This is a genomic window from Staphylococcus sp. HMSC14D10 (genome assembly GCF_001808125.1).
In the GTDB taxonomy this organism is placed as follows: domain Bacteria; phylum Bacillota; class Bacilli; order Staphylococcales; family Staphylococcaceae; genus Staphylococcus; species Staphylococcus haemolyticus.
This window is the reverse complement of the sequence record NZ_KV792249.1, coordinates 32,376-46,008: the sequence shown is the minus strand read 5'-3', so window position 1 is coordinate 46,008 and position 13,633 is coordinate 32,376. Positions and strand designations below refer to the sequence as shown.

At 31.9% G+C, this 13,633-nt stretch carries 11 protein-coding genes; 8 read left to right on the top strand and 3 right to left on the bottom strand.

The features are described 5' to 3' along the window. Positions 1-4 precede the first annotated feature (4 nt). The gene (gene cozEa, locus HMPREF3134_RS05330) at positions 5-1,090 is read right to left on the bottom strand and encodes a lipoteichoic acid biosynthesis protein CozEa (RefSeq protein WP_070441342.1); all 1,086 of its coding nucleotides are present in this window, start codon (positions 1,088-1,090) and stop codon (positions 5-7) included. A gap of 287 nt (positions 1,091-1,377) precedes the next feature. Here cozEa and HMPREF3134_RS05325 point away from each other — a divergent pair, with 287 nt between their 5' ends. Next, the gene (locus HMPREF3134_RS05325) at positions 1,378-2,142 is read left to right on the top strand and encodes an esterase family protein (protein WP_070441338.1); all 765 of its coding nucleotides are present in this window, start codon (positions 1,378-1,380) and stop codon (positions 2,140-2,142) included. A gap of 179 nt (positions 2,143-2,321) precedes the next feature. Next, the gene (locus HMPREF3134_RS05320) at positions 2,322-2,831 is read left to right on the top strand and encodes a YjcG family protein (protein ID WP_070441331.1); all 510 of its coding nucleotides are present in this window, start codon (positions 2,322-2,324) and stop codon (positions 2,829-2,831) included. A gap of 88 nt (positions 2,832-2,919) precedes the next feature. Here HMPREF3134_RS05320 and ltaA read toward each other — a convergent pair whose 3' ends face one another. Next, positions 2,920-4,116 carry a lipoteichoic acid biosynthesis MFS flippase LtaA gene (gene ltaA / locus HMPREF3134_RS05315; RefSeq protein WP_070441327.1) on the bottom strand — a complete coding sequence of 399 codons (1,197 nt, stop codon included), beginning with the start codon at positions 4,114-4,116 and terminating at the stop codon, positions 2,920-2,922. Continuing rightward, on the bottom strand, positions 4,094-5,269 hold the full coding sequence (locus tag HMPREF3134_RS05310; protein WP_070441428.1) for a diglucosyl diacylglycerol synthase: 1,176 nt from the start codon (positions 5,267-5,269) through the stop codon (positions 4,094-4,096). Before HMPREF3134_RS05310 ends, ltaA begins: the two co-directional genes overlap by 23 nt. A gap of 415 nt (positions 5,270-5,684) precedes the next feature. Between HMPREF3134_RS05310 and HMPREF3134_RS05305 the strand changes: the two genes are divergently transcribed. The 6 genes from HMPREF3134_RS05305 to HMPREF3134_RS05280 all read left to right on the top strand — a co-directional run bounded on the left by HMPREF3134_RS05305 (position 5,685) and on the right by HMPREF3134_RS05280 (position 13,615). After that, positions 5,685-7,169 (top strand): UDP-N-acetylmuramoyl-L-alanyl-D-glutamate--L-lysine ligase, encoded by a 1,485-nt coding sequence (locus HMPREF3134_RS05305; protein ID WP_070441324.1) that lies wholly within the window; start codon positions 5,685-5,687, stop codon positions 7,167-7,169. Next, complete coding sequence (locus tag HMPREF3134_RS05300; RefSeq protein ID WP_070441321.1) at positions 7,159-7,410, top strand: YueH family protein; 252 nt, start codon at positions 7,159-7,161, stop codon at positions 7,408-7,410. Before HMPREF3134_RS05305 ends, HMPREF3134_RS05300 begins: the two co-directional genes overlap by 11 nt. Before the next feature lie 3 nt (positions 7,411-7,413). Then, on the top strand, positions 7,414-8,976 hold the full coding sequence (locus HMPREF3134_RS05295) for a peptide chain release factor 3 (RefSeq protein ID WP_070441318.1): 1,563 nt from the start codon (positions 7,414-7,416) through the stop codon (positions 8,974-8,976). 298 nt (positions 8,977-9,274) lie between these two features. After that, positions 9,275-10,072, top strand: coding sequence for a TerC family protein (locus tag HMPREF3134_RS05290; protein WP_070441315.1), 798 nt, complete (start codon positions 9,275-9,277; stop codon positions 10,070-10,072). A 249-nt stretch (positions 10,073-10,321) separates the two neighbouring features. Further along, complete coding sequence (locus tag HMPREF3134_RS05285; RefSeq protein ID WP_070441312.1) at positions 10,322-12,238, top strand: S1C family serine protease; 1,917 nt, start codon at positions 10,322-10,324, stop codon at positions 12,236-12,238. Positions 12,239-12,256: 18 nt separating this feature from the next. Further along, a complete protein-coding gene (locus HMPREF3134_RS05280; RefSeq protein ID WP_070441309.1) occupies positions 12,257-13,615 on the top strand; it encodes a TrkH family potassium uptake protein in 1,359 nt (452 codons plus the stop codon). Positions 13,616-13,633: the final 18 nt, after the last annotated feature.

Genomic DNA, 13,633 nt, shown 5'->3' with positions numbered 1-13,633 from the left:
TAATCTAGTCTTTAACGTCGCTATTAGCTTTATCAATAATGCGTTGACGATATTTAAAGACATTGCTCGCAATAGTCTTAAGTACTGCATAGAGTGGTACGGCAATTAAAATAAGTGTGAAACCACCTAAATCTCCTGCGGCTAAAATAACAACAATTATTGTAAGTGGGTGAATACTTAAAGATTTACCCATAACATTTGGTGTAATCACATTACCCTCAAGTTGTTGAGCGATTAATGTAACAACACAAACCCAAATAAATGTAGTAGGACTATCTATGATACCGAGCACAGCTGCAGGTGCAAATGATAACCATGGTCCTAAGAAAGGTATTAGGTTAGCTACACCAGCAAATAGTACTAATAAAGGTGTATATGGTAAACCAATAATGGTATAACCAATATATAAAATGACACCTAAAATAACACTTACAGTCACTTGTCCTTGAATGTATGATTTTAATGTGAAGTTTAAATCTTTCATTAAGTCGACTACAAATACTTTACGTTCTCCCTTGAAAAATTTAGCAAGAGCAGGAATAAATTTTTCATGATCTTTTAACATGTAAATTAAGAAGAACGGTACCATGATAAGTAAGAAGACAGTTGAAATAAATGACGTTAAGTATGTAAATGAATTAGCCAAAATTCCAGTCATACTATCACCAATTGATTTTACAGCAGAATTAATTCTATCTGTTACATCGCTTGGAAGTTTATCCATTTGCGTAAGTGAGAAGTTAACAATTTGTTCAGCTTCTTTTTGCAGTGATGGTGTTGCTTTGATTAAACTATTCACGTTAGAGATAATAATTGGTGCTATAAATGCGACTACGATAGCAATAATAGCAATTAAACCAATAAAAATTGTAGTGATACTTGCCCAACGCGGGAAACCCCACTTTTCAAGAATACTTTGGAAAGGTAAGCAGATATAGAATAAAAATCCGCTAATCATAAATGGAAGAAATACAGAACCGATAATGGTTACAATAGGTGCAAAAACACTTTGTACTTCCATAAACAATTTAATTAGCACGAACAAGATAACTAGGGCAATTCCTGTTCGGAACCAAACTTTGTTAAGCATAAGCTTACGTCCTCCTATTTTCATTTGATCATTATTTAATTAGTATATATCAATTAAGACGCGTTAAAAAGGGAAATTTTGACTTCTAGAGAGATACACTGAGATTAATGAAGTTCATATTTAATATTGTAATTAATAAATATAGAGCTACATTTTGAAAAAAGTGTTATAACTATGTATAAATTACCAAATTTCGTGAGTATGAAACATTAGATTTTTATCAGAGATTTAAAAGTCATCATTATCTTGATACAATAAGTATATTCTATTTAGGGGGCGTCAATATTATGTCGAATTTCAAATCAGGCAAAATTAATAAATATATATTACATAGTAATATCTTAGAAAGAGATGTTACATTATCAGTATATTTGCCTGAAGATTACTCTGAATTATTTAAGTATCAAGTCATTATATGTTTTGACGGGCTAGATTTTTTAAGATTTGGAAGATTTCAACGTGAATATGAACGGTTGAGAAGAGAAGATGAAATTCAACGAGCCATTATAGTTGGATTTCATTATGAAGATGTTGATAAACGTAGAGAAGAATTTCATCCACAGGGTACTAGAAGTCATAAAACCGTACAAGCTATTGGTAAAGAATTGCTGCCATTTATTGATAAGACGTTTCCAACTTATAAAGTAGGTAATGCCAGAATTTTAATAGGAGATAGTCTTGCTGGTAGTATAGCACTTTTAACCGCATTGACTTACCCAACTATTTTCAGTCAAGTAGCAATGCTTAGCCCGCATTCAGATGAAACTGTAATAGATAAATTTAATAAGTGTATACAATATAGTGAATTGTCTATTTGGCACGCTATTGGTTTAGAAGAAGAAGATTTTGCTTTGCCAACAACTGGAGAACGTGCAAACTTTTTAACACCAAATAGAGATTTAGCAACAGTCATTAAAGACAAAGAGCTCACATATCATTATTTAGAATTTGAGGGTGGACATAACTGGAAATCTTGGAAACCGCTATTATCAGACATACTTAAATATTATTTAAGCGATGAAGTAATTACACAAGAGTCAAATGAAGTTTAATTACTTGTATTTTTAATTGTATCATCAATGCTAAGATTTAATTGAGATAATTAAATGTACAATACTACGAAATAAAATGTTTAGATAATGTAAACATTTTCAAAAAATTCTGCTAACTAATAACGTAATATATAGAATTTTGCTATAATAGTAATATGTTAAACAAAGGAGGAATTTCAATGAATATAGGATTAGCATTAATTCCGTCAAAATCATTTCAAGATGAAGTGAATGGTTATCGTAAACGTTATGATACTGAGTATGCACGTATCATGCCTCATATTACGATCAAATCACACTTTGAAATCAATGATGATGAATTAGATTCAGTAAAAGAAGAAGTTAAAAAAAGATTAGAAGGTTTTGGATCTGTAGATGTTCATGCTACAAAAGCTTCAAGCTTTAAACCAACTAACAATGTAATTTATTTTAAAGTTGCTAAAACTGATGAATTAGAACAACTTTTCAATTTATTTAATACTGAAGATTTTCATGGTGAAGCTGAGCATCCATTCGTGCCACACTTTACGATTGCTCAAGGTTTAACAAGCCAAGAATTCGAGGATATATTTGGTCAAGTAGAATTAGTAGGGGTAGACCTTAAAGAAAAAATTGAAGAACTATCATTATTACGCTATGACGAAGAAGAGGATAAATGGAAAGTGATTGATTCTTTCAAGTTAGCGTAAAATTAAATAATATGTAAAATAAAAATCTAGCTAATGTACAATGTATGATGTACATTAACTAGATTTTTAGTATTTTATCTACTTTTTATTAGAAACGATTTGCTTTGCCTTGATACTTTACAAAATAAACACCGTAGAATATCGCTAATACTAAAAAGATTGTTGCAGAAAAATAAAATGTATTATTTAAACCATTAGAAAACTGAGCGATTAAGCCTCCAAATAAAGGACCTATCATAGAACCAAATCCTTGAACACTATTAAATACGCCCCAAGTTTCTTCTTGTTCAGCGGGTTCAATTTGCCCTGCCATAAATGTATTCCATGCAGGCAATAATATCCCATACATTAAACCTATAAATATCGCTACAATCCAAACGATAAGGATATTTGTTACTAAAGATAAACCAAAGATAAACGCTGTGAATAGTATAAAACCTGTAAAAATAACTGCATACATAAAGCCGTTACTATTTTTATCAATAATCTTAGATAAAAATAACATTGCAAAGGCACAACCGGCGCCACCTATAGCGATGGCAATGGTGTACTCAATAGTACTTACGCCTACTACCTTTGTAGCATATGTAGGTAGTATAGGTAGCAATGCTGAAATAGAAGCACCTTGTAATAAAATACCAGGGAATAACACTAAGTGACGTTTCATAACATTAACGATTTGTCCTAATTGTTCACTAACAGGTTTAGTATTGTAATTTGTTAATTTAATATCAACAAAATAATACAATACCCATGCAATGACTACAACAAGTGACATCATAAATGCAAATCGAGTAGGATGTAATTTAACTAGAACATTCATAAATGCCCATCCTACGAGTAATCCTAATAACCAAGCAAAGTAAACATAGCCCATTTGTTTACCACGTTGTGCTTCCTCTACATTAGATAACATGATAACCCATATAGGACTAACAGCAATACCCAACATGATAGCACTCAAAATGATAACTATTGGATTAGTTGGGAACCAAATGACTAAGAATAAACTAATAAAAGCTAATAAAAAACCTAAGGTTAATACTAGCTTAGTACCAAATTTTTTCAAAAGAAATCCGATGACAAAATTCGTTGCCGCATCGGATATAAAGTGAATTGATAATGCCGCTGAAGTCACTGCAACAGCAATAGAGGTAACGGTTGGTAAATAATTAACGTAACTTAATACATACATTCCCCGTGCAAACTCCATTAAGAACAAAATAACGAGCATTATCTTGAAGTTCTTACTAATTCCTTTATTACTTAACGAAGAATCTGGCATATAAAGGAACCTTTCCATATATTTCTTGTTGTTGTGATGAACTGTCTAAGATATTTAATAAATCGGTACATAGTCTATAAGTTGAATGGTTAACCTTTTCTTCAGTCATTTTATTAGTCATAGCTTGTAAGCGGTACTCGTGATTTGTTAAATCAGAAACAATATCTATAGCTTCTTCAGGTGTATTCGCGATTTTGCCATATGATTTATCTTGGAAATATAATGCATTTTCAAGCTCTTGACCTGGAGCCGGATTCAAGAAGATCATTGGTAAACTACGTGTTAAACCTTCGGAAATCGTTATGCCACCTGGTTTTGTAATCATAAGTTGACTTGATGCCATCCATTCATTCATATGTTTTGTATATCCTAGAATAAGGACATTGTCATATGATTTAAATTGTATTTCTAAAGTACGTTTTAACCCTTTGCTACGACCACAAACCATTACGATTTGTGATTGTGGACTTTTCTGAAGGATGTTATCAATCATATAGTCAAATCCTTTTGATACACCAAATGCCCCGGCAGACATCAGAATAGTTGGTTTATCAGGATTTAAATTATGTTTCTTCAACCAAGCAACTTTATCGATGTCAGATTCAAATTTATCGGAAATAGGTATTCCAGTCACTTTTATATCAGAAGCAGGGATACCAACATTTACGAAATCACGTTTGGTATCGTCAGTAGCTACATAATATCTATGAGAGTTAGGCGTTATCCAGTTTTTTTGTAGACGGTAATCTGTCATAACAGTTGCGATTGGAATATTTATGTTAAATTGCTCTGTTAGCACTGACATTACTGGAGTAGGGAATGTCAATAAGATTAAGTCTGGTTTTTCTTTAAGTAGTAGATTGATTAATTTATTTAATCCATAATATTTATAAAAACATTTATCTAATTCATCAGGGCGACTATAATAAAAGTTTTTATACATATTTCTAAAATACTTAAAGCTATTGATATACCATTTTTTGCAAATAGAAGTTAAGATTGGGTGTGCTTCCATAAACAAATCATGCTCAATAACTGATAGATGAGACAAGTTCATTTCATTGAGTTGATTAACAACACTTTGTGTCACTTGTAAATGTCCATTTCCAAATGAGCCGGTAATAATCAATATCTTTTTATTTTGAGTAACCATTAATAGTCACCCTCCATTAATTTAAATTTAAAACACGCAATAACGCATTCTGATTTAACTATAGTAGCAATAAACATACGTACATAGTTATCATAATATATATACCCTTTATTGAAAGTATAAAATTCATTTATAGTGCATTATAGCATATTAAGGAATTTAACATCATCTTTATATAACTATCCTAGCATTAATAGATTTAAAAGTATTGAATTAAAGTGATATATATAGGAAATTTTAAAATAATTAACTATTAATTAATAATTCCTTTAATTATATTAATGAAATCTTTAGTTTGAGGTGTAAAACATATCAAGTTCGTATTAAATCTAATCAATATTTTAATGATTATAAATTTATCAACAACTTCAAAACGTGTATAATAAAATTATTGTAAAAAAAGGAGCGATACATTTTGAATGCGAATGAGTTGTTCGAAAAAATACGAGTTAAACAAGTAATAGGTACTTTAGATATAAATGTTACTGATATCACTACAGATTCACGTACCGCTAGTGAAGGGAGTATATTCGTCGCATCAAAAGGCTATACAGTTGATAGCCATAAATTTTGTCAAAATGTTGTTGATCAAGGTGCAAAAGTCATTGTGGTTAACCATCAACAAGACATTAACGGTGACGTGACGCAGGTTATCGTACCAGATACATTAAGAGTTGCTAGCCTGTTAGCACATATTTTATATGATTATCCTAGCCATCAATTAACTACAATAGGTGTAACAGGCACTAATGGCAAAACTTCAATTGCTACTATGATTCATCTTATTTATAGAGGTTTAGGTAAAGGAAGCGCATATTTAGGAACAAATGGTTTCCAAATAAATGAACATAAAACTAAAGGTGCCAATACAACACCAGAAACAGTGTCTTTAACTAAAAAGATTAAGCAAGCGGTTGATGAAAATGCGGAAGCTATGACTATGGAAGTATCTAGTCACGGTTTATCACTAGGGCGATTAAGAGGTGTAGAATTTGATGTTGCGATATTCTCAAATTTAACTCAAGACCATTTAGATTTTCATGGCACAATGGAAGCCTATGGACATGCTAAATCATTGTTATTTAGTCAACTGGGAGAAGACTTATCGAAAGAGAAATATGCTGTTTTAAATAATGATGATGATTTCTCCAAATATTTAGCATCAGTTACACCATATGAAATATTTACATATGGAATAGACCATGACGCTCAATTTATGGCTAAAAATATTCAAGAATCTTTACAAGGTGTTCAATTTGATTTCGATACGCCTATAGGTACATACAGTGTTAAAACACCATATGTAGGTAAATTTAATATTTCAAATATTATGGCTGCCATGATTGCCGTCTGGAGTAAAGGAATATCTATGGAAGATATCGTCAGAGTAGTTGAGAATTTAGAGCCAGTTGAAGGGCGTTTGGAAGTTCTAGATCCTTCGCTACCAATTGATTTAATTATTGACTATGCGCATACTGCTGACGGAATGAATAAACTTATAGATGCAGTAAAACCCTTCGTGAAACAAAAATTAATCTTTTTAATTGGAATGGCTGGAGAACGTGACTTAACTAAAACACCTGAAATGGGCGCAGTAGCTTGTAGAGCAGATTACGTAATATTTACGCCAGATAATCCTGCTAATGATGATCCAAAAATGTTGACTGCTGAACTAGCAAAAGGCGCAACTCATGATCGTTATGTTGAATTTGATGACAGAGCTGAAGGGATCAAACATGCCATTGATATAGCTGTACCGGGCGATACAGTAGTATTAGCTTCTAAAGGAAGAGAACCATATCAAATCATGCCTGGACATATTAAAGTGCCACATAGAGATGATTTAATTGGACTTGAAGCGGCATACAAAAAATTTGGCGGTGGCCCAAGTGAAAATTAAACAATTATCTATAAATGACGAAATTGTTAATGTTTACTTTTATATAATTGAAGATAAAAATCAAATCATGTTGGCTATTCCAGATATATTTTGGTCAATAGAACTTGATTTGAATATGGACAGTAATGAGGTTAAGGAAGAATTGGTAATGCAATTATTTGCTTTTATCGAGGAAAATGAAGCAAACAAAATTGCTTCGAATTTAACAAACTGGATTGTGAATGATTTTAAAGGAGATTAATAGATGAGTTTAAAAGAAGAAGTTGAATCAAGAAAAACGTTTGCCATAATATCTCACCCGGATGCTGGTAAAACGACACTGACTGAGAAGTTATTATATTTTAGTGGTGCAATTAGAGAAGCGGGTACAGTTAAAGGTAAAAAAACAGGTAAATTTGCAACTAGTGACTGGATGAAAGTGGAGCAAGAACGTGGTATTTCAGTAACGAGTTCAGTGATGCAATTTGACTATGATGATTACAAAATTAATATATTAGATACACCAGGACACGAAGATTTCTCAGAAGATACTTATCGTACTTTAATGGCAGTAGATAGTGCAGTGATGGTTATTGACTGTGCTAAAGGTATTGAACCTCAAACTTTAAAGCTATTTAAAGTTTGTAAAATGAGAGGAATTCCAATTTTTACATTCATTAATAAATTGGACCGCGTAGGTAAAGAGCCATTTGAATTATTAGATGAGATTGAAGAAACATTAAACATTGATACTTACCCTATGAACTGGCCAATTGGTATGGGTCAAAATTTCTTTGGTATTATCGATCGTGAGTCTAAATCTATAGAGCCATTTAGAGATGAAGAAAATGTTTTACACTTAGATGATGATTATGAACTACAAGAAGAGCATGCTATTCGTAATGACAGTGCATTTGCTCAAGCTATCGAAGAATTTATGCTTGTAGAAGAAGCGGGTGAAGAGTTTGATAATGATGCGCTATTAAATGGTGAATTAACACCTGTATTCTTTGGTTCTGCATTAGCTAACTTCGGTGTTCAAAACTTCTTGAATGCATATGTTGATCATGCACCGATGCCTAATGCACGTCAGACAAATGAAGAAATTGAAGTAAGCCCATTTGATGATGAATTTTCTGGATTTATTTTCAAAATTCAAGCTAATATGGACCCTAAACATCGTGATAGAATTGCATTTATGCGTGTTGTTAGCGGTGCATTCGAACGTGGTATGGATGTAACATTACAACGTACGAGCAAAAAACAAAAAATTACGCGTTCAACATCATTTATGGCTGACGATAAAGAAACTGTTAACCATGCAGTAGCTGGAGATATCATTGGTTTATATGATACAGGTAATTATCAAATTGGAGATACTTTAGTTGGTGGCAAGCAAAAATATAGTTTCCAAGATTTACCTCAATTCACACCGGAAATATTTATGAAAGTTTCAGCTAAAAACGTAATGAAGCAAAAACATTTCCATAAAGGAATTGAACAGCTTGTTCAAGAGGGAGCAATCCAATATTATAAAACGCTTCACACTAATCAAATTATTTTAGGTGCCGTTGGTCAATTACAATTTGAAGTGTTTGAACATCGAATAAAAAACGAATATAACGTTGATGTTGTTATGGAACCTGTTGGTAGAAAAATTGCGCGTTGGATTGAAAACGAAGATGATATTCAAGATAAAATGAACACGTCTCGTTCAATATTAGTGAAAGATAGATATGATAATTTCGTCTTTTTATTCGAAAATGAATTTGCAACACGCTGGTTCGAAGAAAAATTCTCAGAAATTAAATTGTATAGTCTTTTATAAGATTATGATTGAAAATAATGGGTATTTAAAAATATCTCTTTAAATAGACAATTTGTTAAACGTTAATTGTTTATTTATATTAAGTATAGTGTATAATACACTTAACAAATGAATACCTATGACAATCTGTCAGAGGGGAGTAACTTGAAGACCATTAACTACTTGATGGTTAGCGCTTTATCGTCATTACGAAGTATTATCTTCCGGTAAAGTGGGCATTTATTTGCTAAGTGAGACCTTTGCTATTATTTAGCATAGGTCTCTTTATTTGTATTAAAACAAAAAGGAGCTGTCCACTATGGATCCGAGTTTAATTTTACCTTACCTATGGGTAATTCTCGTTCTTGTATTTTTAGAAGGGCTATTAGCAGCTGATAATGCGGTTGTAATGGCTGTTATGGTAAAACATTTACCACCTGAACAACGTAAAAAAGCGTTATTTTATGGTTTGCTAGGTGCATTTGTATTCCGTTTTCTTGCCTTATTCTTAATTAGTATTATCGCAAATTTCTGGTTTATCCAAGCACTTGGTGCCGCGTATTTAATTTTTATGTCAATAAGAAATCTCTGGCAATTCTTCCACAAAAAACATGAAGATCAACCTGAGGGTGACGACCATCATTTTGACGAGTCTGGCGTAGAGAAAAAAGTCGGACCTATGCAATTTTGGGGCACTGTTTTAAAAGTTGAATTTGCAGATATAGCTTTTGCAATTGACTCAATGTTAGCAGCGATGGCAATTGCTGTAACATTACCTGAAGTTGGCATTCATTTTGGTGGCATGGACCTAGGTCAATTCTCAGTAATGTTTATTGGCGGAATGATCGGTGTTATTCTAATGCGTTTTGCCGCTACATGGTTTGTTGACTTACTAAATAAATATCCTGGATTAGAAGGAGCTGCCTTCGCAATTGTAGGTTGGGTAGGTATTAAATTAGTTGTTATAGTACTTGCTCATGAAGATATAGGTATTTTACCTGAACATTTCCCTCATAGTACATTATGGCAAGCTATCTTCTGGACAGTTATGATTCTTTTAGTCGTAATCGGTTGGTTAACGTCAGTACGTAGCAACAAGAAGAAAGCCAATAAATAGTATTAAATAATTGATTCGAGCCTTTTAGATTTGATGTGTATCATCAAGTTTAAAAGGCTTTATTATTATAAATTGTGCAATTTAGTGATTTGATAAGAAAAATTCAATTTTGAACCTTCAATTCATTGCTAATTGGCGATATTGATATTAAACTTTAGTTAATGAATAAATTAAATAAAGCCACAACCACAAAACATAATTTAACGTTAGCATGATAGATTGTGAGTTAGTCGATAGGAGTGGACACCTTTGGATAATGATAAAAAACACGTAATACCACGTGAACAGTATCGTCGAAAACGACATGAGTATTTCCATAATGAAGAACGCGAAGAACGATTAGAACGTGAGAGAGAACAACGTGAGAGACTTGCCAAAAAAGAGCAAGAACAAGCAAAAGTTAATGAAGAACGTGTTAAAGATAACATGCGAAAAGCAAGAATTGAGAAATTAACACAAGAAGAAATTCACCAGCAACAACATCTAGCTAAATTACGATCTGATAATGAATCTGATCAAGAATTAAATGATACTAACACGCATCATTTAACACTACCTGAAGAGCAACAACTAAAAAATGAACATAAAGAAAATAATGATAAGGTAACTAAACCTACTGACGAAGTGGAAAAACAAGAGAAAGAAGACAATAATTTTACTCCTTCCAAACATGCTGAAATAGAACCCAAATATAGTAGAGTTGAAAAGAATAAAGGAAAACAACAAGTTAATATTAATAAAAGTGAAGTTAATCATCTTGATAAAAGTGAACAAACTAAAAAACAAAAAGAGACTAAAGCATCATCGAAAGACGTTTTAGAAATAAATGAAAGTCGAAAAATTGAACAAAAAGAACAAAAAGCAAGTTCTAATGAAACTTCTAACCAAGAATTAAATTCACATACTAAAGATAAAAGCAATGAAGTTGAAGATAATCAAGACATAAAGAGTGCGTCTAGTCAAAATTTAGCTCATTCTAATAAGTCAGAAGAAAATGAACACTCAGAAGATAAGCCTAAGAGCAATGATACGATGGACAAAGTAAAAGACTTTTTAAAATTGCATTGGCTTAAAATAGTCATAGTAGTTGCAATCATATTAATTGTTATACTAATTAGTGCAATTATCTCAACGATTAATCAAAATAGTAGTATTGAACAAAGTAGTAACAATGATACGAAATACACAACAACAATGAAGAATGCAGAAACAGCTGTTAAATCAGTGGTACCAATTGAGAATGACACACCTAAGAACATAACAACACAAACAATTGATAAAACAAATACAAACTCAAATAATGAAGTTGGTTCAGGTGTCGTCTACAAAGCTGTAGACGATACTTTTTTTATTTTAACCAATACACATATAGTTGGAAGTAATAAAAGAGTAAACATTACATATGATGATGATAAAACAGCTACTGCTACAGTTGTTGGGAGAGATATGTGGTCAGATATTGCAGTGCTTAAAGCAACGATAAAAAATAAAAACGTGCAGCCAATTAAAATAGGTCATTCAAAACATTTAAAGCTAGGTGAATCCATCCTAGTTGTTGGTAATCCACTTGGAAATGATTTTAAAAATACAGTGACGAAAGGTATTGTTTCTGGATTAAATAGGGCAGTACCTGTCGACTTCGATAAAGATAATAAGAATGATGAATTGGTTAATACATTTCAAATTGATGCTTCAGTTAACCCAGGTAATTCAGGAGGTGCTGTCGTCAATAGAGTTGGAGAATTAGTAGGCTTAGTATCGTTAAAAATAAATATGCCTAATATTGAAGGCATGGGCTTTGCAATTCCAATTGATGATGCACGAGAAATTGCTGAGGAATTAGAGAAAAATGGTGAAATTCAATATCCTAATACTGGTATTGGAATTAAAAATGTTTCAGATTTATTACCTTATGAAAGAAATTTATTAAAAGTGCCCGAAGATGTTCAAAACGGAATCGTAGTAGAAATGTTAAAAGAAAATGGTTTAGGTAAAAAATCAGGTTTAAAAATTGGTGATGTAGTTGTAGAATTAGATAGTAAATCAATTCAAAATAATTTACAGTATAGACAAATAATTTTTAATCATAGACAAGACTTAAAAACATTGTCGGCTGAAATTTATAGAGAAGGAAAATCTCAAGATATAAAAATAAAATTGAAATAATGTTGAGGTGACAAATGAGTGTCTATTTTCAGTAAGTTATTTAAAAAATCTAGCCCTCAACAGGGGATAGTTTTATATTATTTGATAGCCATAGTTGTCGCTTTTTTATTATTAAACCTCCCATTTGTGCATAAACATGGTGTTGATGTTAGCCCAATCGATACGCTATTCGTTGCTGTATCAGGAATTAGTGTTACTGGACTATCTCCCGTTAACATAGTAGATACATATTCAACATTTGGCCAAATTATTATATTAATCATACTTAATATAGGCGGTATTGGCGTCATGGCGATTGGTACAGTATTATGGGTTGTGTTAGGGAAACATATAGGTATCCGCGAACGCCAATTAATTATGTTAGATAATAATAAAGATACAATGAGTGGAACCGTTAAGCTGATATTAGAAATCATCAAAACGATATTAACAATAGAATTTATAGGTGCATTGTTATTAGCTTTTTATTTCTATAGAGATAATCCAGATTTAAAAAATGCACTCATGCAAGGTTTATTTGTGTCTGTCTCTGCTACAACTAACGGTGGACTAGATATCACAGGGCAATCATTAATACCTTACGCTAAGGATTATTTTGTTCAAACGATTGTCATGTTTCTAATCGTATTAGGATCAATAGGATTTCCTGTATTACTTGAAATCAGAGCATATGTAAGGAATAGAGTCAGTCATTTTAGATTTTCACTATTTACCAAAATAACTACATGCACATATCTATTTTTATTTGTTTTTGGTGTTGTAGCCATATTAGCATTAGAACATCACCATGCTTTTAAAGGATTAAGTTGGCATCAATCCTTATTTTATTCATTATTTCAATCTGCAACAACACGTAGTGCTGGATTACAAACCATTGATGTAACAAACTTTAGTGATGCAACGAATGTAATTATGAGTATCCTCATGTTTATTGGTTCATCTCCAAGTTCAGTTGGTGGTGGTATACGTACAACTACATTTGCGATACTAATTCTCTTTGTAATTAATTTTAATAATAATGCTGAAAAAACAGCTATAAAAGTATTCAATAGAGAAATACATGTAGTTGATATTCAACGTTCATTCGCCGTATTTACTATGGCGTCAATTCTAACATTCGTAAGTATGATTGTTATTCTCGCTACTGAAAAAACAAATTTAACATTTCTACAAGTATTCTTTGAAGTCATGTCAGCCTTTGGAACATGTGGTCTATCTTTAGGTGTTACAGACAATATTAGTGGACTTACTAAAGTAATACTAATGATATTAATGTTTATAGGTCGTGTTGGTTTAATTTCATTTATTATTATGATAGCTGGACGTAAAGAACCGGATAAATACCATTATCCTAAAGAACGTGTTCAAATTGGTTAAATAGATTAGCATTCACAG

What these genes read in the sequence shown, in the direction of transcription:
- HMPREF3134_RS05310 (WP_070441428.1), bottom strand. Translation starts at nt 5,269, where the DNA reads ATGGTTACTCAAAATAAAAAGATATTGATTATTACCGGCTCATTTGGA.
- HMPREF3134_RS05290 (WP_070441315.1), top strand. Translation starts at nt 9,275, where the DNA reads ATGGATCCGAGTTTAATTTTACCTTACCTATGGGTAATTCTCGTTCTT.
- HMPREF3134_RS05295 (WP_070441318.1), top strand. Translation starts at nt 7,414, where the DNA reads ATGAGTTTAAAAGAAGAAGTTGAATCAAGAAAAACGTTTGCCATAATA.
- HMPREF3134_RS05320 (WP_070441331.1), top strand. Translation starts at nt 2,322, where the DNA reads ATGAATATAGGATTAGCATTAATTCCGTCAAAATCATTTCAAGATGAA.
- ltaA (WP_070441327.1), bottom strand. Translation starts at nt 4,116, where the DNA reads ATGCCAGATTCTTCGTTAAGTAATAAAGGAATTAGTAAGAACTTCAAG.
- HMPREF3134_RS05325 (WP_070441338.1), top strand. Translation starts at nt 1,378, where the DNA reads ATGTCGAATTTCAAATCAGGCAAAATTAATAAATATATATTACATAGT.
- cozEa (WP_070441342.1), bottom strand. Translation starts at nt 1,090, where the DNA reads ATGCTTAACAAAGTTTGGTTCCGAACAGGAATTGCCCTAGTTATCTTG.